The organism is Flavobacterium kayseriense (assembly GCF_014305095.1).
Lineage (GTDB): Bacteria > Bacteroidota > Bacteroidia > Flavobacteriales > Flavobacteriaceae > Flavobacterium > Flavobacterium kayseriense.
In genome coordinates this window covers 71,431-92,957 of the sequence record NZ_JACRUI010000005.1, presented here as the reverse complement: position 1 = coordinate 92,957, position 21,527 = coordinate 71,431, and the positions used below count along the sequence as shown (strand labels likewise).

Here is a 21,527-nt window from a genome sequence, read left to right as displayed (position 1 = left end):
GATAAAATGTTTAATAAATTTATTCAAAGACCTGTTTTGTCGATTGTTATATCGCTCATAATAGTTTTCTTAGGGGTATTGTCAGTGCTAAACTTGCCAATTACCCAATTTCCTTCGATCTCGCCTCCAATGGTAAACGTTACCGTAGATTATCCTGGATCTAATGGCGAATTAATGATCAAGTCGGTTATTATTCCGCTAGAAAGAGCTTTAAATGGTGTTCCAGGTATGAAGTACATGACTTCAGATGCAGGTAACGATGGAGAAGCGAGTATACAATTGGTGTTTAATCTAGGAACTGATCCTAACCAAGCGGCTATTAATGTGCAAAACCGTGTTGCCTCAGTTACCAATAAGCTACCGCCTTTGGTAATACGTGAAGGTGTGAAAATCACGCGTGAGGTTCCGAGTATGTTGATGTACGTTAACCTTTTTAGTACAGATAAGGATACAGACCAGAAGTTTTTATATAACTATGCCGATATTAATGTCTTATCCGAATTAAAAAGGGTAAATGGCGTAGGATCAGGGGATATCTTAGGAACAAGAGAGTATGCTATGCGTATTTGGTTAAAACCAGATCGTATGTTGGCCTATAAAATTTCATCTGATGAAGTAATGGAGGCTTTATCTAGTCAAAGTCTTGAAGCGTCACCGGGGAAAACAGGAGAAGCATCAGGAAAGCGATCTCAAGCTTTTGAGTACGTATTAAAATATTCAGGTCGTTTCACTACTAAGGAGCAGTATGGAAACATTATATTACGTTCTAGTGCTGATGGCGAAATACTTCGCTTAAAGGATGTTGCCAATGTAGAGTTTGGAAGTTCGATGTATGATATTTATTCTAATTTAAATGGTAGACCATCGGCAGCCATTGTTCTAAAACAATCTTTTGGTAGTAATGCTAACCAAGTGATTTCAGATTTAAAAACAAAACTAGAGGTGATCAAGAAAAAGTTCCCGAAAGGAATGGATTATGAGATATCCTATGATGTATCTAAATTTTTAGATGCTTCGATTGAGAAAGTAATTCATACGCTAGTTGAAGCATTTATTTTAGTAGGCTTAGTTGTTTTTCTTTTCCTTGGAGACTGGAGATCAACTGTGATACCGGCAATTGCGGTTCCTGTGTCATTAGTTGGAACGTTCATGTTCATGCAACTTTTTGACATATCGTTAAATTTAATTACACTGTTCGCTTTAGTTCTAGCAATTGGAGTAGTAGTCGATGATGCAATTGTTGTTATCGAAGCCGTACATGCCAAGATGGAGGAGGAACACCTGAGTCCTTTGAAAGCGACTAAAAAAGCAATGCACGAAATTGCAGGTGCTATTATAGCGATTACTTTTTTGATGGCAGCGGTTTTTATTCCTGTAGCTTTCATGTCGGGACCGGTGGGTGTATTTTATCGTCAGTTTTCGATCACGATGGCGACAGCAATTATTCTGTCCGGAATTGTAGCCTTGACATTAACGCCAGCTCTTTGCGCGATGATGTTAAAAAACAATCATGGTGCTCCTAAAAAGAGAACACCTATTAATAGATTGTTAGATGGTTTTAATAATAATTTTAATATTGCTACAGACAAGTACCAAAATTTATTAGGTAAAATTATCAGCTTAAGGTCAGTAACTTTCGTAATTCTGATAGCTTTTTGTGCTGGAATTTGGATTACAAGCAGCACGGTACCTTCTGGATTTATACCTAATGAAGACCAAGGTATGTTTTATGCAATTATTCAAACTCCTCCAGGATCATCACTAGAGCGAACGAATAATATCTCTGAAAAATTACAAAAAATAGCTGAAGGAGTCGAAGGCGTAAAATCAGTTTCATCGCTTGCAGGATATGAGATTTTGACCGAAGGTACTGGTTCAAATGCAGGAACTTGCTTGATTAACTTAAAAGACTGGGATGATAGAAAGCATTCTGTTCAAGAGATCATGACCGAATTAGAGGAGAAGTCAAAAGATATTCCAGGTGCAAATATTGAGTTTTTTCAGCCACCAGCCGTACCAGGATATGGAGCTGCAGGAGGTTTTGAGCTACGTTTATTAGACAAAACAGGTTCGGGAGATTACAAAAAGATGGAACAAATCAATAACGACTTTGTAAAGGAATTGAATAAACGCAAAGAACTATCGAATGTGTTCAGTTTTTATAGTGCGAGTTTTCCGCAATTCATGATGAAAGTCGACAATGATTTAGCACAGCAAAAAGGTATTTCTATCGAAAACGCCATGAATACCTTATCAACTTTGGTGGGAAGTAACTACGAAATAAGTTTTATCAAGTACGGTATCAATTATAAAGTAATTGTACAAGCTGCGCCAGAATATCGCGCATTACCAGAAGATATTTTAAAGCTGTATGTTAAAAATAATCGTGATGAGATGGTACCTTTTTCTGCTTTTATGAAGTTAGAAAAGGTATACGGTTTATCAGAGATTACGCGACACAATATGTACACATCGACAGAGATTAGTGGTGCGGCAGCTGTAGGATATAGTAGTGGTACGGCTATTAAAGTTGTTCAAGAAGTGGCTGCAGCCAAATTACCACGTGGTTATGATATCGATTGGGCGGGTATATCTGCAGATGAGGTGGCACAAGGAAATCAAGCGATTTGGGTGTTCTTAATTTGTTTAGGCTTTGTTTACTTGGTTCTAGCGGCTCAGTATGAAAGTTTTATTTTGCCTTTAGCTGTTATCCTATCCTTACCCGCAGGAATTTTTGGAGCTTTTATTTTGCTAAAAATAGCAGGTTTAGAGAACAACATCTATGCACAAGTGGCGATGGTTATGCTTATTGGTTTATTAGGTAAAAATGCAGTATTAATTGTGGAATATGCCATACAACGTCATGCAGCAGGCAAAAGTGTATCGGAGGCAGCTATGGAAGGTGCTAAAGCTCGTTTCCGTCCTATTTTGATGACATCGTTTGCTTTTATTGCAGGTTTGATTCCGTTGGTTTTTGCCTCGGGACCAGGTAAAATTGGTAACAGAACCATTGGTACAGCCGCAGCAGGAGGAATGCTAATAGGAACCTTATGTGGTGTCTTTATTATTCCTGGACTCTACTACATTTTTGGTCGAATAGCAGAGAAATATAAGTTGGTTAAACACGAAGAAGAAAATCCATTAACAGAAGAAATTGATAACAATGAAGTTCACAAATAAAAAAAGTATTGTAGTAGTTATCGGTATCGTGGTAGTAGGTTGTAAAGCGCCTTCAATTGTAGAGATTACGTCTTCTACAGTAGTTCCAGACGCTTTTGGTACTACTACAGATACAGTGAATACGGCTAATGTGCAGTGGAGAAGTTTCTTTAGAGACAAAGAACTGCAGACATTAATTGAGACTGCTTTGCAAAACAATCAAGAGTTGCTCATTACATTGCAAGAAATTGAAATTGCAAAAAATGAAACGAGAATGAAAAAAGCAGCTCTTTTACCAACTGTAGGTTTAAGAGCCGGAACTGGAGTAGAAAAAGTAGGACGATATACAAGTCAAGGAGCAGGAGATGCAACTACTGAGATTACTCCTGGGAAAGAGTTTCCAGATCCTCTAACTGATTTTACAGTTGGAGCCTATGCGAGCTGGGAAGTAGATATCTGGAATAAATTACACACCGCTAAAAAAGCTGCTGTGTCAAGATATTTAGCGACTGTAGAGGGGAAAAATTTTGTTCAAACTAATTTGGTAGCCGAAGTAGCTAATTCGTATTATGAACTGCAAGCATTAGATAATCAGCTTTTGATAATAAAGCAAAATATTGCTCTTCAAAAAAGTGCCTTAAAAATTGTAAAATTACAAAAAGAAGCAGCAAGAGGGACAGAGTTAGCGGTACAAAAGTTTGAGGCAGAAGTATTAAAATCTCAAAGCTTAGAGTTTGATATCAATCAAAACATCAAGGAGACTGAAAATAAAATTAATTTCCTCCTAGGTCGCTTTCCTCAAGAAATTAGTCGAGATAAAGGATCTGTTTTATCTATTGTTCCGCAAGTTGTTGCATCAGGAATTCCATCACAGTTATTGATTAATCGTCCAGATATCAAACAAGCTGAGCTAGAATTGGCTGCGGCTAAATTGGATGTAAAAGTAGCTCGAGCTGAATTTTTTCCTTCTTTGGGAATTTCAGCAGGTGTTGGATACAACGCATTCAAAGCATCGTATTTATTTAAGTCTCCAGCTTCATTATTGTATTCATTAGCGGGAGACCTCGCAGCTCCGTTGATTAATAGAAATGCGATCAAAGCAGAATTTAGCAGTGCTAATGCGAGACAAATTCAAGCCTTGTACAATTATCAACGAGTAATTTTAGTGGCATTTTTAGAAGTATCAAATCAATTGTCTAGAGTAGATAATTTGGAAAAAAGTTATACGCTAAAGGCAAAACAGGTAGCTGCTTTAGATAAATCAATTGCTGTTTCAAACGATTTGTTTAAATCGGCTCGTGTAGATTATTTCGAAGTTTTAATGACTCAAAGAGATGCTTTGGAGACCAAATTAGAATTAATTGATACGAAGAGAGACCAACTTAATGCTATGGTTACCGTGTACAGAAACCTTGGCGGAGGTTGGAGGTAAAAGTACTTGTAAAAGTAGGATGTAAAGGTCGAAATTTATTTTCGGCCTTTTTTTATTTTCTCATGAAAGTTATTGACAAAAAAAGATAATAAATTTAACACAAAACGTACTTGTAGTATCATTCAAACTTATATTTTTGCGATCTAATTTAATACAGGATACTATGAAAGATTTATTAGTAAAAATCAATGCTGAGATCGAGACGTTTAAAGTTGAATCTGAATCTCTTACGGAGAAAGGAATTAAAGCTGCAGGTGCAAGAGCTCGTAAATCAACTTTAGAAATAGAGAAACTTTTAAAAGAGTTTAGAAAAGTTTCTATCGAAGAATCAAAAAAATAATATTTTTTTATTTTTTACAGCCCCGTTTGACATCGTTAAACGGGGTTTTTTTATAGATTCAATCTAGATCAATGAATTACATTTTAGACTTACTGTGTTTTTTTGATATTTTGTGAATTTCATTATTCTAGTAAGAAAGATTTTTTTAATGCTTTTACTAGTAATGATGGTAGAAGTAATAATACATGAATAGAACGCAACTTTATATCTTAATTGATGATCAAAATGGTTTTCGTGTCCTTTTTGTTCTGAAAATTACTAACTTAGTTTTAAAGCATAAAAAAACTCCAAATTTTCATTTGGAGTTTCTAGTGACCTTGACTGAACTACAATCATTGCAATCACTTAAAATCATTTACATTCTAATTATTGTAAATATATCAATAAATACAATACTTACAGAGTTTTTTAAAAATGTAGTTTTATTTAATTGATTGTTTTAAAATGCAACTAATTGTATTTAATCGTACGACTATCGTACAAATTTATTATTTTTGTATTGTTTAAAAACAGCAATACGATGGCAACAGTTAATTTTTTATACCGTTCGACAAAAGACAAAGCGAATTTGCAATTACGATTGCTTTACAGTTTCAATGGTTATAATTTTGTTTTTGGAGCAAATACAAAGTTTCAAACTACAAAAGACTATTGGAGCAAAGAGCATAAACAAAGGAAATTTAAAAAGACTAGTGATGTTATTGAATCTAATAAAATTCAAGATCTTAAAGCAAAACAAAACGAAGTTGATGCAGAACTTAATAAAATTGAGAATCACGTTTTAAATGCGTTCAACTCTGTAAATCCTGATACTATCTCAAAGGAATGGTTACAAACTCAAATTGATCATTACTATAATCCACCACAAGAGGAAGAGCCACTACCAAAAGGACTATTAAAATACTTTGATTATTTTATTGAGTGCAAAAAGAATGAAATTACAGTAGGAACTTTAAAAAAGTACAATGTATCAAAGCACTTATTGGAGCGTTATGAATCGGATAAAAAAACAGTTATTCAAATAATTGATGTAAACGAAAAATTTAAACTAGATTTTGAAAAATACTGTTTAAAGCACAATTACGCACCAAATACAATTTCAAAGGATTTACGAACTTTAAAAACGGTTTGTAATCACGCCAAACATAATGGCATTACCACAAGCCATCAATTAGATACTATTAAAACGCCAAATTATAAAACTGAAAAAATATATTTAACCTTTGATGAACTTCAAAAGATAGAAGAAATTGACAAAAGGCGTTTAAATGATAACTATGATAATGCAAAAGACTGGTTAATTATTTCGTGTTATACGGGACAAAGAATTTCTGATTTTATGCGTTTCAAAAAAGAAATGATACGTTATGAAAAAAACAAACAAGGAGTTTTAAAACCATATATCGAATTTACACAAGTGAAGACTGATAAAATTATGACCGTTGCACTTCATCCAAAAGTTATTGAAATACTCGATAAAAGAAACGGTAATTTTCCAAAGGTAATTTCAGACCCTAAATATAATTTATTCATTAAACAAGTTTGTCGAATAGCTGAAATTGACCAAAAAATCAAAGGTAGTAAGTTGAATGATTTGAATAAAGATGTAGAAGAAAAGAAAAGTAAAAAAGACGATGTAAAACAATATCGTAAAGAATCAGGAATGTTTCCTAAATGGGAATTAATAACCTCACATATTGGAAGACGTTCTTTTGCTACTAATTTTTACGGTACGATACCTACTACTTATTTAATGAATGTAACAGGACATAGCACCGAAGCAATGTTTTTAAATTATTTGGGTAAAAGCAATAAAGATTTAGCAATAGAAATAGCTAACTATTTTTAATTTGTAAAAATAAATGTTTTATTTTAGGTGCATACTTTACACCTTTTACACTATAAGAATGATTTTAGAGCTTACAAAAGAAAATTTACAAAATGCAGGTTATGACGAAATAGAGGTAAATCAACTTTATAACACTGCTACTACTTACACTTTGCAAGGTACTAAAGGAAAGATTTTTGTTTCTAAACCTGAAAATAAGTTTTATACTGAAATTGATTTTTATAGAAAAACTTATTTACAAAATGGAGAATTAATTTTTCCTTTAAAATGTCCTGATTTGATTTCTGAATATTTTGATTTGGCACTTGCTAAATTTTTACAAAATCAGCAAAAGCTTTTAGGGGGTATTTATAACAAAGAACATCAATTTAATCAGTTTATTCTACTTGAAATTTCGAGAAGTGAAATTGTAATTAAAAATAATAAAGCCTTAATTGAAAAAGTAGGGCATTGGAGATTAAATAATAAAGAAAAGGATATTCAAATTTGTGAAGCTTATATCGATTTTATTAAAAACAAGGTATTGACTACTGAACAACCTAAACAACAGACTGAAATAAATAGTTACTCAAAGTCTTATAATCAAATTAGTTTTGATGAGGTTTCTAATAAGCGAAAGGTAGATCAAAGTCTTAATAATTGGTATTTAGGCGATTTTTTTAATGAGTGGTTAAATGACATAAATAAAAGTATTAATTCTTATAAATATTTTGATATTGATACAATTGACAAATTACGAGAATACAATAAGGATTTATGTGACTTAGGTACTAGTTTGATTAAACTTTATAAAGTCTTAAGTATTAGTACTAGTGATGCTGAAATCAATTCAAACATTGCCTTTCATTTACAAGAAGAGCAGGTTTTAAAAAATCTGGAAGTAATTAAATTTTACAATGATTTTATTAAAAGCACAGTACGAAAAAACGAATATAAAAAAGGCAATAACTTTAAAGAATATTGTTTGGACTTACTTAATAATTTTACTTATAACTTAAATCATATTTTAACTATTGACGTTTATAAAAGCCCTTTGAAAATACTTTTTGAAGATTTAAAGAAATCTTTTACAGACTCAATAAACCTCGAAGAATTAAGTCTTTTGAATCAATTAGATCGACAAAATAACTCACCAAAAGAGGAAATAAATATTTTGCTAAAGCTAAATTTACAATTAGATTACTTTTATGGAAGAATATCCTTAGCTATAATGCTAAATCAAAGAGTACATTTTTTAATTTGTTCAGATGAAAATTTATTTGATATTCAAAAGTTAAAACAGTATTTCATAAATAATACGCTTAATGATTTTGCAAAAAGCGAAGCTGATAAATTTGTAGAGTTAACAAACGAATTAAAAATTTTAGACCAAAAATATAGTTCATTACCAAATCCATTAATTATTCATCAATATGAATATCAAAATTCAAGAGGTGGAACTAACTCAGGAAGTGCAAGAGGTGCATTAGAATATTATCACTATCACGATAATGAAATTAGTCACTTAACTGAAAGTGGTTTTAAGAATAGAAGCCAAAAATCGAAAAACATTTTTAGCTTAAATACTAATCAGCTTTTTTATAAATGTAAGGATATACAGGATTTGTGTATTATGAATAGACAACCTCAGCAAAATGAAAACAGTTTGTCTATTGCGGTTAAAAAAGAAGATGTACACAATCATATTTTTAAGGATAATGCTTTTGCAGTTTGGGAATCGATGTTTGTAGAATTTGATATTAATGAAAGTAGTAGAACGGATGTTAAATTTATGTTTGAAGAAATGAAAAAAGAGGGCTTAATTCATAAGACGGTTAATCAAACTACTTTTTTAGAATGGATTACTCTAACTTATGATGGTTTAATAGTGCAGAAAACATCAAATCACAGTAGAAGTAGTGAAAGGGTAAAAGCGTATTCGAGAGCAAAAGAGTTGTATAAAAGTTAAGGTACGAGCCATACCCAAAAAGGTACATACCGTAGTCTATTGCGGTACAACCTCAAACCAATATTTGCAATGTTATTAATTTAAAAAACATTGCAAAAATGACAAATTCAATTTTATTAGAAAATGTAAGTCCCGAAAAGTTAACGGAACTTATAACTACAGTCTTCAAAAAAGAATTAGAAGACTTTAAAAAACAGTTAATTACTCAATCTGAAAATGAAGACCTATTAAACAGGGAGCAACTTTTGGAACTACTACAAATTAACGCATCAACTTTATGGCATTGGCAAAACAAAGGACGTATAACAGTCTATAAATTTGCCAATAAATGCTACTACAAAAGAAGTGAAATAATGCAATCGTTAATTGCTTTAAAAAAATAGGCTATGAGTATAAATACAAATAGCCTAGACCCGAACGGAAACGGACAAGGCAAATATAGCGAAAAACTAAGTCAATTAAAAAAGTATGTAAGTCAATCTAAATACATTGAGCCACTTGAACAAATTAAAGTGTGTAATAGTTTTGGATTACCTTATTTAAAAAATGTATTTAGAGATGAATATAGAAACCGCTTTTATACCTACCTCTTCAATAATGTAACCACTTGTGCAGACGTTACAAAGCAGACTTCAATACCTCAAAAATACCTTTGCGAATGTAAAGCCTATTTTGAAAAAAAGAAGCTTTTAAAGGTAGTTGGTTTTGGTAATTGCCCCGTAACCAATTCAAGAAACGTACAGTTCTTGTCAACAAATCCAAATAATTGGAATGATGCTTTTTTATTACCTAAATCAAACCAATCAAATTTATTTTAGGCTATGGACAAAGACAATGTAAAAGAGCTAATTGCAAACGAAATTGTAAAGCTGGAAAATAGTATTGAGCCTATTATTAAAACAACAGATGACATTTTAACCGAACTGATCAAAAGTATAGGGAAAATTAATTTTATGGTTTTGGCTTTTCCTGAGAGTGAAGAACTTCAAAAGAAATATACTCAATTGAAAATTGAGATATTTGGTAATATTGAAACTAAAATTGAGCCAATTTACACTGATAAAGAAAGTGTAGAGTACAAACGAGCTTTTAAAGAATGGCAAGATACAAGCAAAGAGCTAAGCAAATGTAAATTGACTAAGAACCATTATTTAATTATTTGTATTGAGCAACTTTTAAAAATTGCTGAAGTAAACAAATGGGGTTTGTGTAAAAAAAATAACTTCATTTACTTATTTAATGGTTGCTATTGGACTGAAATAGACAAAGAACGTTTTCAGTTTTTTTTAGGAAATGTAGCTTTACAAATGGGAGTTGAGAAATTCAAAGGTAAAATTCACACGTTCAAAGAAGATCTTTTCAAACAGTTTATGTCAGATGCTTATTTGCCAACGCCCAAACCTAAGAAGGATTGTGTTTTAATAAATTGCTTAAATGGTACTTACGAGATAACCGCCACAAATAGACGATTACGCAATTTTGATAGGAATGATTTTATAACGCACCAATTACCTTTTGAGTATGAACCTGAAGAGACTGCATCATTATTTCAAAAGTATTTAGATGAGGTTTTACCTGATAAAGACAAACAAAAAGTATTTGCTGAGTATTGCGGTTACATATTTATAAAACCAAGCGTTTTAAAACTTGAAAAGATGCTTATTCTTTTTGGTAGTGGTGCAAATGGTAAAAGTGTATTTTTTGAGATATTAAACGCCCTTTTAGGTACTGAAAACATTAGTAACTATTCATTACAAAGTCTAACGAATGATAACGGCTATTTTCGTGCTAAAATAGGTAATAAGCTTGTAAACTATGCAAGTGAGATAAATGGCAAATTAGAAACAGATATTTTCAAACAAATGGCATCAGGAGAACCAATTGAAGCACGTTTGCCCTATGGAGAGCCTTTTGTTTTGAATGAGTATGCAAAATTAATTTTCAATTGTAACGAACTACCAAAGGACGTAGAGCATACGAACGCTTATTTTAGACGGTTTATGATTATTAATTTTGATGTCACTATTAATGAAGAAAGGCAAGATAAACAACTACCTATTAAAATAATAGATCACGAATTATCAGGGGTTTTTAATTGGATTTTGAAAGGTTTAGACAGAGTACTCGAGCAGAAAAATTTCAGTAAATGTGAAGCTATTGACAACGCTCGAAGCGACTATGAAAGGCAAAGTGATAGCGTACAATTATTTATAAGTGAGAACGGATTTATTAAGGCAACAGACGATTATATTTTAATTTCTGATTTGTACCCACAGTATAAAAACTTTTGTATTGAGGACGGATATAAACCCGTAGGAAAGTCAAATTTCATCAAACGACTAGGACATCATAAAATATTTGTAAAGCGTTTAAATGTGGGTAATGTAGCTTATTTAATCACTACAAGTACTGTTTTATAATGGAAGCTTTTAAATATACATTGGACAAAGGAACTAAGAAGTTTCTTTGTCCTAATTGTGACAAGAAAACATTTGTTAAGTATGTGGATAATGAAACAAGTAGTTACTTAAATGATGAGTTTGGAAGATGTGACAGGGAACAAAATTGTAGTTATCACAAAGCACCGTCAAAGGGCAAAAAAGGCTATTTAATAAAAACATTGTCTATAAAGTCTATTTCAGACAAGGCTAGTAGCTTAACAGATGAGTTTGGAATTATTACTATTGTTCCAAAATCACAAATATTGGAGCAAACAAAAAGTGATTGTTATATTTCGGAATGGTTTTTAAAAAACAGTATCATTCCTTATCTATCAAATGAGTTTAAATACTTCTATTCAAATATTTCAAACTTAGTAAATGAGTTAAAAGGAGCGGTTAAACCTCAACAAATAAAGTCAAGTTTACATTCTTTGGAATTATTGGATAAAATGTATAATGATAAACAAACAGATCATTTGTCTGAATATTTAAAGACGAGATTTTCAGAAGATGAGGTTTTCAAAGCAACTCAAAATTATTTTATTACAGGTACAAATATTTGTTGGTTTTACTCAACTGTTTTTTGGCAAATTGATGACAAAGAAAAAATTCACGCTGGAAAAATAATGCAATACGATAGGTTTACAGGCAAAAGAGTAAAAGAGCCTTACAATCACATTAATTGGCTACATAAAGCGGTAAACGAGCCTGATTTTAGTTTAAATCAATGTTTTTTTGGCTTACATCGAATCAATGATGACTATAAAAAAACGATTGCAATAGTAGAAAGTGAAAAAACAGCCATCGTAATGAGTATTTTGTTACCTCACTATATTTGGCTTGCAACAGGGAGCAAAGGAAACTTTAAATTTGAGATGCTAAAGCCAATTAAAAAAAGAAATATCGTTTCATTTCCTGATAAGGGAGAGTATAACAATTGGTTAAATAAATCAATTGAATTGAATGCAGTAGGATTTAAAATTTCAGTTAGTGACTTATTAGAGCAAACAGATTTTGAAAACGGTTTAGATTTAGCAGATTATTATTTGAATGTGTACTAGGGTAATTTTTTACGGGAAACCGTAAGGCTAATATTTTTTTATTATTTAAATTTGACTTTTTAGACTAAAATCTTAAAGAAGTTATGAAAACACTTATTACAGTATTCGCATTATTTTTAATGAATAGCCTATTTGCACAATCGACTACCTATCATTCAGGAGATAATCTTGGTAAAGAAAAATTAGCAGGCACGTGGTTTATTGCGGGAGTTAAAACAGATATATTGTTTTTTGAGCCAAGTGCAGTAACTTTCGCAAAAGTACATCGAGAGCTGAAAAAAGCTTTAGATTTTTATTCTTTAAAATATGATGAGCCTTTTAAAGACGAAACAATACTATCTTCACTAACTAACTCTCTTGCAGATTTTGAATTAATGGATCTAGCAATACAAGGTAAGAAAAGCGAAGTATCTATGATGTGGAAAAGTGACTTAGTAATTATAGCGTGGTATTGTAATGTAGACGCCTATGGTATGTCAATTAAAGAGCTATAAGTAAATATAATAAAGGCGTTCCGTAATGGTTCGCCTTATTTTTTTGATTTAAAGTGCTATCTTTATTATTTAGTATTCTTTAATAATTTAGGTTATTCATTATGGGACGTTACGCAAATTATCCAACAACAGTTGAGGACTGTTTAACAATATCGATCACAAAATTAAAAGAATGGAACTACTTAAATTTTTTAGGTACAAAATCTGGTGCAATAACTTGGAGTAGGTACGGTGAGAAATTTTCAAGTATTAGTATTTCAGTAACTAATAATAGTTTTGAAATGTATGCTACACTCGATTATAAATGTAATGGTGAACCTACCAAATACAAAGTAAAAATTATTAGTAAACCATCGAACTTAGGCAAAGGAGAGGTTTTTTATTTTGTTTGTCCCTTGACTAAAAAGCATTGTCGAAAGTTATATTTACATAGTGGCTATTTTTACCACAGAGAAGCTTTTAACGGTTTGATGTACTTAAAACAAATAGAAAGTAAAAAGAATAGAGATTTGTTTAAAATTCTTGAAGCTAGCCAACTTTCAGATGAGGTTTATCAAGAACGATTTAAAAAGTATTTCAAAACTCACTATAAAGGAAAAGAAACAAAACGTTTCAAAAGATTAAATACTAAAATTCAAATTGCAGATAGTTTCCCGCTGGGAACTCTTGAAAGTTTATTAATGGGTACATACTAAAATATATTATAGTAGTATTCTAAAGTAGATTAGAATAGACTTTTGATTAACCACGTTAATTCAAGTTTAGTAGTGTAAGAAGTGTAAAATGTGAAGCTAAAATAAAACCTTTTTTATTAAATAAAACCAACAGAAAAGCACTTATAAACCTCAACAATACAAAAATCGTACAAATTACTAAATAAAAAATCCTTAAACTACTGATTAACAGTATGTTTAAGGATTTAACTAGTGACCTTGACTGGATTCAAACCAGTAACCTCTTGAGCCGTAATCAAGTGCGCTATTCAGTTGCGCCACAAGGCCATTTGCAAATGGTAATAATAACCTGATTGCGGGTGCAAATATAGGTATAAATGTGTAAATTGCAAGCATATTATTCGATAAAATTTAAAAAAAATGACATTAGAAAATTATATACGTGATATTCAAGGTTTTCCAAAAGAAGGAATTTTATTTAAAGACATCACTCCCTTGCTAAATGATGCAAATGCAACGAAAGAATGCGTGAAAATTTTAGTAAATGGACTTGAAGGAAAGCAAATAGACAAAGTAATAGGGGTAGAGAGTCGCGGTTTCCTTTTCGGAATGTTGCTAGCGCAAGAATTGAATGCAGGGTTTATTCCTGTTAGAAAACCTAATAAGTTACCTTATGAAACTATTTCGGCCAGCTATGATTTAGAATATGGGTCAGATACCTTAGAAATTCATGTCGACGCCATTCAAAAAGGAGACAGAATCCTCATACACGATGATGTTCTAGCCACGGGAGGTACAGCCAAAGCTGTTTGCGAACTAGTAGAACGTTTGGGCGGTGAAATCGTGCAACTAAATTTTTTGATGGAGTTAACCTTTTTAAATGGAAGAGAAAAAATAAAGGAATACCCAATTTTTTCGGCTATCAAGTATTAGTTGACAGCTCTGGTGGTAACGTAGTAACGGTAACCAATAATAGCCATTTGCCACTTCTTGGCTTTGCTTAAATCTAAACCTTGTTTGGCAAAACTAGGTAATAGTAATCGGTTGAGGTATGCTAAAATTTTAAACATGTTTTTTTTGGTAAAGGTATAAAAAAAGCCGCTCTAATGTTAGAGCGACTTTTTTGATTTGCTACTTGCTAGCTTTTAGCTTAGCCTGATAGGCTTGCATTTGTTTTTCATACACCTCCATTTGCTTTTCAAAAATTTTCATCTTAGCATTAAAAGGTTCCATTTGTCTGTCAAACTCCTCCATTTTTTTATCAAATTCGGCGATTTCTGGTTCTAATAATTTCATTTTCTTCTCGAACTCTTCCATTTTTTTTTCAAAATTGGCCCATGCTTTTTTATCGCCTGTATCCGGCGAGCCTTTTGGAGCGGTTGGAGCTTTAGGGAAATTAGGCGCCTTTGGAGTTTTGAAATTAAAAGTTGGTGGTGTAGGAGGCGTAGGTGGTTCCGGCACACTTACTCGGTTGTCCACGTAGCTTTTTGTAATAATGTTTATAGAATTGGTCATGCCAATACCATTTTTTTTCACATCTACAGAGGTTATATCATTTGGACTCAAAGCTTCGGCTTCTAGCGCACTAACTTTTTTTCCATTAACATAATACTCGGCATTTTGAGGTGCTGCATTTTTATCTGTTGTGGTATACACTTTTTTTACGGTGTAAGTCCCTTTTGGACCCTTTTTACCTGTAAGATTAGTAGGGTCTGTTTTTTCTAAATCTAATTTGTCTGCGCCTTGATTGTTTTCAAAAATGCTTATTGAATTCGATTGCTGTTTCTGTGTTGTAATTTGAATTGTTGACGTTTTTTCACCTTTTGTAACATTCATCGATTCGATTGTATTAGGATCAGTACTATCTAACTCTTTTTTTGTTACTTTTTTTCCGTCGATGTATATATCAGTATCGGGGTCAATATTTTTACTTTTTTCTCTTTCAAATTCGATTTTTTTTGTCTTTTTAATGCTGTCTTGCTTTGTTATTGCCGATGTAGTCGACAATTTGTAAGTTACAGCTGAAGTACTTTCTTTCGGGGCTTTTACTTGTGCAACTACCTCCACTTGGTAGAAAAGTGTAAAACCTACAAGTGCCGGTAAAATAGCTGTATACTTCCATGCATTTTTTTGGTGGGATTGATTTTTGTTTAACATAACGATTCGTTTTTTGATTAATGATTGATAAAAGGGATTCGTAAGAGCAACACAATGCTCCTGAGTTGTTATTTTTAAAAGGGTAATTTGATAGGCTTTCTTATCTGATATTTTTTTTAAAGCTTCGCTATCGGCAATAAATTCAAGATTCTGAATCATTGCTTTTTTATACATCCAAACAATTGGGTTGAACCAAAACAGAATGCAAAATAGTCTACCAATTAAAACATCGGCAGAATGGTATTGTTCACTATGTACTTTTTCGTGCTCGATAATATTTCGAAGTTCGATAGCAGTGTACAAATTTGAATTGTAGACAATAGTTTTGAAAAAGGAAAAGGGAGCACGATTTTCAGGGCTATCTATAAACTTGAAATCATCTTGATTTATAACATTTTGACCTTTAACTATTTTGCGAAGACTATAAAAATCCACACCAAACTTAGTCAGTAAACCCAAAGCTCCTAAACTATAAGCTAGTGCTAAAGCGATGTATATGTATCTTGCAGTATGATCCTCGTCAACAAGAGATCGTTTGGGGAATGACGACCAATCGTAAGCAACAGGATTAGGATCGACCCAAACTATTTGAGTAAAAACAACTAAAGGCAATACTACTGCTGTTACCAAACCAGCTAAAAGGAACCACCTATTGGCCGTAAAAAATGTTTCTTTACGCAGTAAACAGTGGTACGCAATAAAAAACAAGAGCAGCAAGCAGCAAGATTTAAGTAAATAGATTGCAATTGGTTCCATATAAGGTTGTTTTGGTATTGACTTTAAATGTACAAAATTATTTGGCCGACTCTTGGTTCTCTATCATGGCTAAAATTTCCCTTAACTCAGCAGCCGATATTTTTTCTTCTTTTGCAAAAAACGATACCATATTTTTGTACGAGCTGTTAAAATACGTATCAATTGCTGTACTCATAAAACGTTTTCTATACTCTTCAATAGGAACAATAGGGTAATACTGATGCGTATTTCCATAAGCATTATGCGCCACATAACCCTTTTCTTCCAGATTACGTACAATAGTCGACAAGGTGTTGTAGTGTGGTTGATCTTCGGTGATTTCAGCCATTACTTCTTTTACAAAAGCTTTTTTAAGCTTCCATAATATCTGCATGATTTCCTCTTCTTTGTTTGTTAATTTTTGCATCTTTTTATTTTTTTACAAATTCTTTAGTTTCAATGTAGATAATTCCATTGACAGCTTGCTCACCAAATTTTTGTATGGCCAATTGTTTACTTTTATCACCAACACTGTCTATCTTTTCAATGCTTATGTTTTCAATTTGATCTGGCTTTAGTTGATTCAAAATTTCTACACTACTTACTTTTCCATTTATAATAATTACTGCTTTTTTGTAGTCAACATCTTTATTGATTTTAACATTCTCTAAGTTGTCTTCTCTGCTAGCTATTCTATATTTTATTTCCGACTCTTTATCTTCTTTTTTATCACTGAAATTTTTAATTGTATTATAGCTTACTTCAGAAACGCCTATTTTTACTTCCCAACCTTTGTTAATAGGTTTTGGATCCCCCAAGTCCTTACTAGATTTAGAGCTACCTTTTTTAGTTGTTATTTCAAATGCTCCATTTACTCCCTCTACGCCATATTTTTTTTCTGCTAAAGTAGCTGGCAAAGTAATCGATGAAGCAATTTCTGCATCCATATCAACTTTAATTAGGTCGTTCTTATTTTGTTTTTGGCCATCAATTACAATAAGGTATTCTTTTCCATTTTTAGTTGCACTTGTGATACTCCAAGATGGATAAGGTGACGATGAAGAAATCATTTCTACTTTTGGCTCATCGTCGTTTTTATCTGAATTATTCTGTTGCTTATTCACAAAATCCATATGATTTTTTAAATGAAGGTTCTCCTTACTTGAGGCACTAAAACCAAAACTGATTTGATTTGATTTGTCCTCTTTTGCAAAAATATCAAAAGGTTTTATAGGTTTGTCTTCATTGACTTGATATGTTTTTTTTACTCCAGTTTTGTCTTCCATACGAACTAAAATAGCCGTAATTTCATTGTTTCCATCAACTTTGAGTTCTGTAAATGTCACATCTATTCCATAAGTCGTTTTAAAGAATTCTTTTTCAGCTTCCAGATCTTGTTGGGTCGATTTAGACGTAACATGCAGCGACACTGTTATAGGCACATTACTAATTTTGAAATCACTTTCTTTCTCCTGTGCAACTACTTTTACTTGAAATAAAAGCACGAATGCAACTAAGGCCGGGAGCACTAAAGCATATTTCCAGGAATTGATTTTTTTTGATTGATTTTTGTTTAACATGATGATTCTTTTTTTGATTAATGATTGATAAAAATGATTAGTGATAGCCACACAATTTTCTTGGGTAGTAATCTTTAATAGGGTTAGCTGATAGGTTTTTTTGTCTGCTATTTTCTTTAATGCTTCCTTATCGGCAATGAACTCAAGATTCTGAACCATCGCTTTTTTGTAAAGCCATACAATTGGATTAAACCAAAAAAGTATACAGAATAATCTTGAAAATAAAACGTCGGCGGTATGATGTTGCTCGCTGTGCACTTTTTCATGTTCTAAAATATTTTCTAATTCGATTGGACTATACAAGGATGAATTGTAAACAATAGTATTAAAAAATGAAAAAGGAGCAATATTTTCATTAGTATCGATAAATTTAAAATTAGCGCGACGCTTAGCTATTTTGTTCTTTAAAGTTTTGTGAAGAAAGTAAAAATCAAATAGGAATTTAGATGTAAATAAGAATACACCGAGACCATAGCAACTGACGAAAATCAAATTCCAATTGATTTCAAATGTCTTTTTTTCAATTGGTTTATTAATGGGTATTTGAGACCAATTAAAATCAACTGGGTTTGCATCAACGAAAGTGACCTTAGTATAAAAAAATAAAGGTAAGACTGCAGCGGTCAACATACCTAGTATTAAATACCAGCGATTACTTAAAAAAAAGGTTTCCTTTCTCAAAAGAAAATAATAAGCTATATAAAACATTACTATCAATCCAGAAGATTTAAAAAAGTAGATGTAAAGTGTTTCCATAATTTTAATAAGCTATATTAAATTCAAAATTTTATTGTGGCGTTACCCGCTTTATTCCCGATAGCTATCGGGAGCGGGTCAGGCTATTCGGCTATATCTCTCCGTTTTACTTCGAGGATGCCGCCTGCTATCCTTAACGCATTTCAAACTTACAACTATATTTGTAGTTTACAAACTATATTTATAGTTATTTAACTATTTTTTAAGTTTATAACCTGATTTAGATACAAAAAAGCCTTTGCTTATCACATAAACAAAGGCTTTTACTGCAAAAAAAATACTGTCGCTTAAACTAAATGCTGTTCTTCCTTAACTAATTTCTGAATCCAAATACAGCATGCTGCCGCAGCGATACCAAAACTACCCATTACAAACCAATTCATTTGATAGCCTGATCGTGCTATTATTTCTAGTCCCGATTTAGAGCTAATAATATGCGCTAAACTAAAACTCATCGTGTACAACGCCATATAGCGACCTTCATGACCCTTTGGAGCTCTGCTTAAGGCAAAAGTATTCGAAAAGGGAAAAGCAAATATTTCACCAATCGATATAAAGATCATGCTAATGACTAGTATTCCAGCCCAAGTATTAATGAGCAGTAGGTAAAAACTAAAGGACATTAGTAGTACTCCCCAAAGTATGATTTTTAATTTCTGTACTTTTTTACGTTCAAAGTAACCTACGAAAGGCATTTCAAGAGCAAAAATTAAAAGCCCGTTTAAGGTCATTAATAATCCAGTTTGAAACTCAGTCAGACCAAATTGCTCGCTATGATACAAAGGCAGTGTAGTAAACAACTGAAAGAAAATCATGGCCGTGACAAAACTCACAAACAGGAAAATCCAGAAAATTTTGTCTTTAAAAACAGAGCTAACAATCACAATAGGCGCATTGATATCCGTATCAATTAGCCTCTTTTTCTCTTTTACTAATAAGGCAAAAACTACAATAGCAATAATACAGGACGAGCCATCGACCCAAAATAAACCTTTGTATCCCATTCCCATGATTATTAAGCCACCCAATGCAGGTCCTGCCGCAAATCCTAGATTAACCGCTAGTCGTACTAGAGTTAATGCTCTAGTTCTGTTTTCGGGTTTGGCGTAGGTAGCAAGTGATACAAACATGGCTGGCCTAAACATATCAGCTAGTGTCATAATACTAAACATCCCAAGGCACAATCCCCAAAAGGATGTGATGTACTGCAATGCAAAAAAGAAAACTCCACTTGTAAACAAACTAAAAACCATGATTTTGTAAAAACCAATTTTATCAGATAATTTTCCTCCTAGCCAAGAGCCAAGCATCGATCCAAACCCAAAAGCTACCATAATCCAGCCTACTTCTCCGTAGGTAAATTGAAGATCTTCTTTTAAGTACTTGGATAAAAAAGGCAATACCATCGTTCCGGCACGATTGATAAAAGTGATAATTGCTAGTATCCAGATTTCTCGCGAAAAACCTCTAAAATTATCTATGTATTGTCGAAAAGCATTTTTAAGCATGGGGTAATTTCTAATAAGTTACAAAGGTAAAAAACTTTGTGTCTTCGTTACTTTGTGTCTTGGTTACTTTTAAACTATTTTTGCTAAAATCAATATCATGAAAAATATACTTTCAATACTCCTCATCTGTGTTTTTACCATAAGTTTTGCTCAAGACAAATTTGACCTTGCAGCAGTACAAGAATTCCAAAAAAAAATCAATGAGGAATATGCTAACCCAAAGGAAAGTCCGTTAATGGCTGAAGATCTCTCAAAGTTTCAAAGTTTAGATTTTTTTCCTATCAACGAAAGGGCCTTTGTTATTGCTCAGTTTGTACGAACGAAAAAAGAAAAACCGTTCAAGATGAAAACTTCGACATCAAGAACTCCTGTTTATATAAAGTATGGTGAATTAACTTTTACATTAGAAGGAAAATTGCTTAAGCTAAATGTGTACCGTGACATAGAATTATCTAAAAAACCAGGTTTTAAAGACCATCTTTTTTTACCTTTCTCTGATTTAACGTCTGGAAAAGAAAGTTATATTGGAGGAAGATATGTCGATTTGAAAATACCAAATGGGAATACGATTGTTATCGATTTTAACATGGCTTACAATCCGTATTGTGCATACAACTATAAGTATTCTTGTCCTTTAGTGCCTTTAGAAAATGATTTAGATGTTGCGATCAATGCAGGTGTCAAAACGTTTCATTAATAATGGAGTATTTTAATTTACATACACATCAGTTTACCAATGATGAATCGGTTGTAGAGTTGGTCAATCAATATCCGTGGGAGTTTGACGAAGCCGTTACAATCTATTCTATAGGTATTCATCCTTGGTATATTGAACCTAGGCGGTTAGAGAGTGATTTTGAAGTACTGAATCAAAAAATCTTAGGTGAAGGATGTCTTGCTATTGGTGAATGCGGACTAGATAAGCGAATCGACATTGCTTTGGACTTGCAACAATCTGTTTTTGAGAGGCAATTAGTTTTAGCGCAAAAATACGATAAGCCAGTTATTATTCACTGTGTAGCAGCATTTCAAGAACTAATTGAGATTAAAAACAAATTGAATATCACGGTTCCTTTAATTATTCATGGGTTTTCTAAAAATATACAATTAGCAAAGCAGCTTCTTGACAATGGATTTTACCTTTCATTTGGAAAATATTTAATAAAAAATCCCGAATTAGAGTCGGTTTTTACTGCTGTGCCAAATGACCGATTTTTTTTAGAAACAGATACAACTGATCAAACTATTCAAGAAGTTTATGCATTAGCAGCAAAATATAAAAAGAGTACAGTAACAGAATTACAAGAGATGGTCTCAACCAATTTCAATTCTGTTTTCAAAAACAAATAAAAACAATAATTATTCGGAATTACAGCAACAGGTTTTAATTCCT

Annotated in this window: 19 protein-coding genes and 1 tRNA gene; 14 read left to right on the top strand and 6 right to left on the bottom strand. The window is 32.3% G+C overall.

What is annotated here, in order from left to right; genetic code table 11:
- Positions 1 to 6 precede the first annotated feature (6 nt).
- The 11 genes from H8R22_RS13705 to H8R22_RS13655 all read left to right on the top strand — a co-directional run bounded on the left by H8R22_RS13705 (position 7) and on the right by H8R22_RS13655 (position 13,419).
- The gene (locus tag H8R22_RS13705) at positions 7 to 3,180 is read left to right on the top strand and encodes an efflux RND transporter permease subunit (protein ID WP_187010964.1); all 3,174 of its coding nucleotides are present in this window, start codon (positions 7 to 9) and stop codon (positions 3,178 to 3,180) included.
- The gene (locus H8R22_RS13700) at positions 3,164 to 4,591 is read left to right on the top strand and encodes a TolC family protein (protein WP_187010963.1); all 1,428 of its coding nucleotides are present in this window, start codon (positions 3,164 to 3,166) and stop codon (positions 4,589 to 4,591) included. Before H8R22_RS13705 ends, H8R22_RS13700 begins: the two co-directional genes overlap by 17 nt.
- 163 nt (positions 4,592 to 4,754) lie before the next feature.
- On the top strand, positions 4,755 to 4,931 hold the full coding sequence (locus tag H8R22_RS13695) for a histone H1 (protein WP_187010962.1): 177 nt from the start codon (positions 4,755 to 4,757) through the stop codon (positions 4,929 to 4,931).
- A gap of 520 nt (positions 4,932 to 5,451) precedes the next feature.
- Complete coding sequence (locus H8R22_RS13690) at positions 5,452 to 6,780, top strand: site-specific integrase (protein WP_187010961.1); 1,329 nt, start codon at positions 5,452 to 5,454, stop codon at positions 6,778 to 6,780.
- Positions 6,781 to 6,838: 58 nt separating this feature from the next.
- A complete protein-coding gene (locus tag H8R22_RS13685) occupies positions 6,839 to 8,728 on the top strand; it encodes a hypothetical protein (protein ID WP_187010960.1) in 1,890 nt (629 codons plus the stop codon).
- Positions 8,729 to 8,826: 98 nt separating this feature from the next.
- A complete protein-coding gene (locus tag H8R22_RS13680) occupies positions 8,827 to 9,111 on the top strand; it encodes a MerR family transcriptional regulator (RefSeq protein ID WP_187010959.1) in 285 nt (94 codons plus the stop codon).
- 3 nt (positions 9,112 to 9,114) lie between these two features.
- Positions 9,115 to 9,546 (top strand): hypothetical protein, encoded by a 432-nt coding sequence (locus H8R22_RS13675; protein WP_187010958.1) that lies wholly within the window; start codon positions 9,115 to 9,117, stop codon positions 9,544 to 9,546.
- A 3-nt stretch (positions 9,547 to 9,549) separates the two neighbouring features.
- Complete coding sequence (locus H8R22_RS13670; RefSeq protein ID WP_222616930.1) at positions 9,550 to 11,148, top strand: DNA primase family protein; 1,599 nt, start codon at positions 9,550 to 9,552, stop codon at positions 11,146 to 11,148.
- Positions 11,148 to 12,230, top strand: coding sequence for a DUF6371 domain-containing protein (locus H8R22_RS13665; protein WP_187010957.1), 1,083 nt, complete (start codon positions 11,148 to 11,150; stop codon positions 12,228 to 12,230). Before H8R22_RS13670 ends, H8R22_RS13665 begins: the two co-directional genes overlap by 1 nt.
- An 83-nt stretch (positions 12,231 to 12,313) precedes the next feature.
- Entirely contained in the window at positions 12,314 to 12,724 is a 411-nt protein-coding gene (locus H8R22_RS13660; protein WP_187010956.1) for a hypothetical protein, read from the top strand.
- Positions 12,725 to 12,825: 101 nt separating this feature from the next.
- Positions 12,826 to 13,419 carry a hypothetical protein gene (locus H8R22_RS13655; protein ID WP_187010955.1) on the top strand — a complete coding sequence of 198 codons (594 nt, stop codon included), beginning with the start codon at positions 12,826 to 12,828 and terminating at the stop codon, positions 13,417 to 13,419.
- A 232-nt stretch (positions 13,420 to 13,651) separates the two neighbouring features.
- Here the strand turns inward: H8R22_RS13655 and H8R22_RS13650 are convergent.
- Positions 13,652 to 13,725, bottom strand: a tRNA-Arg gene (locus tag H8R22_RS13650).
- 93 nt (positions 13,726 to 13,818) lie between these two features.
- On the opposite strand from H8R22_RS13650, the gene H8R22_RS13645 reads away from it, so the two are divergent.
- Positions 13,819 to 14,331 (top strand): adenine phosphoribosyltransferase, encoded by a 513-nt coding sequence (locus tag H8R22_RS13645; RefSeq protein ID WP_187010954.1) that lies wholly within the window; start codon positions 13,819 to 13,821, stop codon positions 14,329 to 14,331.
- On the opposite strand, the gene H8R22_RS15645 is transcribed toward H8R22_RS13645, so the two are convergent.
- The 5 genes from H8R22_RS15645 to H8R22_RS13625 form a co-directional block, all read right to left on the bottom strand.
- Positions 14,328 to 14,468, bottom strand: coding sequence for an SsrA-binding protein (locus H8R22_RS15645; protein ID WP_225876034.1), 141 nt, complete (start codon positions 14,466 to 14,468; stop codon positions 14,328 to 14,330). The two genes, H8R22_RS13645 and H8R22_RS15645, sit on opposite strands and share 4 nt — an antisense overlap.
- 61 nt (positions 14,469 to 14,529) lie before the next feature.
- Positions 14,530 to 16,311 carry a M56 family metallopeptidase gene (locus H8R22_RS13640; protein ID WP_187010953.1) on the bottom strand — a complete coding sequence of 594 codons (1,782 nt, stop codon included), beginning with the start codon at positions 16,309 to 16,311 and terminating at the stop codon, positions 14,530 to 14,532.
- A 37-nt stretch (positions 16,312 to 16,348) separates the two neighbouring features.
- Positions 16,349 to 16,717, bottom strand: coding sequence for a BlaI/MecI/CopY family transcriptional regulator (locus H8R22_RS13635; protein WP_187010952.1), 369 nt, complete (start codon positions 16,715 to 16,717; stop codon positions 16,349 to 16,351).
- 4 nt (positions 16,718 to 16,721) lie between these two features.
- A complete protein-coding gene (locus H8R22_RS13630; protein WP_187010951.1) occupies positions 16,722 to 18,626 on the bottom strand; it encodes a M56 family metallopeptidase in 1,905 nt (634 codons plus the stop codon).
- 287 nt (positions 18,627 to 18,913) lie between these two features.
- A complete protein-coding gene (locus H8R22_RS13625; RefSeq protein ID WP_187010950.1) occupies positions 18,914 to 20,134 on the bottom strand; it encodes an MDR family MFS transporter in 1,221 nt (406 codons plus the stop codon).
- A 97-nt stretch (positions 20,135 to 20,231) separates the two neighbouring features.
- Between H8R22_RS13625 and H8R22_RS13620 the strand changes: the two genes are divergently transcribed.
- On the top strand, positions 20,232 to 20,831 hold the full coding sequence (locus H8R22_RS13620; protein WP_187010949.1) for a DUF1684 domain-containing protein: 600 nt from the start codon (positions 20,232 to 20,234) through the stop codon (positions 20,829 to 20,831).
- A 2-nt stretch (positions 20,832 to 20,833) separates the two neighbouring features.
- Positions 20,834 to 21,484 (top strand): TatD family hydrolase, encoded by a 651-nt coding sequence (locus H8R22_RS13615; protein ID WP_187010948.1) that lies wholly within the window; start codon positions 20,834 to 20,836, stop codon positions 21,482 to 21,484.
- Positions 21,485 to 21,527 lie beyond the last annotated feature (43 nt).

Coding starts and splice junctions, on each gene's coding strand:
- H8R22_RS13705 (WP_187010964.1), top strand. CDS start 7: ATGTTTAATAAATTTATTCAAAGACCTGTTTTGTCGATTGTTATATCG.
- H8R22_RS13700 (WP_187010963.1), top strand. CDS start 3,164: ATGAAGTTCACAAATAAAAAAAGTATTGTAGTAGTTATCGGTATCGTG.
- H8R22_RS13695 (WP_187010962.1), top strand. CDS start 4,755: ATGAAAGATTTATTAGTAAAAATCAATGCTGAGATCGAGACGTTTAAA.
- H8R22_RS13690 (WP_187010961.1), top strand. CDS start 5,452: ATGGCAACAGTTAATTTTTTATACCGTTCGACAAAAGACAAAGCGAAT.
- H8R22_RS13685 (WP_187010960.1), top strand. CDS start 6,839: ATGATTTTAGAGCTTACAAAAGAAAATTTACAAAATGCAGGTTATGAC.
- H8R22_RS13680 (WP_187010959.1), top strand. CDS start 8,827: ATGACAAATTCAATTTTATTAGAAAATGTAAGTCCCGAAAAGTTAACG.
- H8R22_RS13675 (WP_187010958.1), top strand. CDS start 9,115: ATGAGTATAAATACAAATAGCCTAGACCCGAACGGAAACGGACAAGGC.
- H8R22_RS13670 (WP_222616930.1), top strand. CDS start 9,550: ATGGACAAAGACAATGTAAAAGAGCTAATTGCAAACGAAATTGTAAAG.
- H8R22_RS13665 (WP_187010957.1), top strand. CDS start 11,148: ATGGAAGCTTTTAAATATACATTGGACAAAGGAACTAAGAAGTTTCTT.
- H8R22_RS13660 (WP_187010956.1), top strand. CDS start 12,314: ATGAAAACACTTATTACAGTATTCGCATTATTTTTAATGAATAGCCTA.
- H8R22_RS13655 (WP_187010955.1), top strand. CDS start 12,826: ATGGGACGTTACGCAAATTATCCAACAACAGTTGAGGACTGTTTAACA.
- H8R22_RS13645 (WP_187010954.1), top strand. CDS start 13,819: ATGACATTAGAAAATTATATACGTGATATTCAAGGTTTTCCAAAAGAA.
- H8R22_RS15645 (WP_225876034.1), bottom strand. CDS start 14,468: ATGTTTAAAATTTTAGCATACCTCAACCGATTACTATTACCTAGTTTT.
- H8R22_RS13640 (WP_187010953.1), bottom strand. CDS start 16,311: ATGGAACCAATTGCAATCTATTTACTTAAATCTTGCTGCTTGCTGCTC.
- H8R22_RS13635 (WP_187010952.1), bottom strand. CDS start 16,717: ATGCAAAAATTAACAAACAAAGAAGAGGAAATCATGCAGATATTATGG.
- H8R22_RS13630 (WP_187010951.1), bottom strand. CDS start 18,626: ATGGAAACACTTTACATCTACTTTTTTAAATCTTCTGGATTGATAGTA.
- H8R22_RS13625 (WP_187010950.1), bottom strand. CDS start 20,134: ATGCTTAAAAATGCTTTTCGACAATACATAGATAATTTTAGAGGTTTT.
- H8R22_RS13620 (WP_187010949.1), top strand. CDS start 20,232: ATGAAAAATATACTTTCAATACTCCTCATCTGTGTTTTTACCATAAGT.
- H8R22_RS13615 (WP_187010948.1), top strand. CDS start 20,834: ATGGAGTATTTTAATTTACATACACATCAGTTTACCAATGATGAATCG.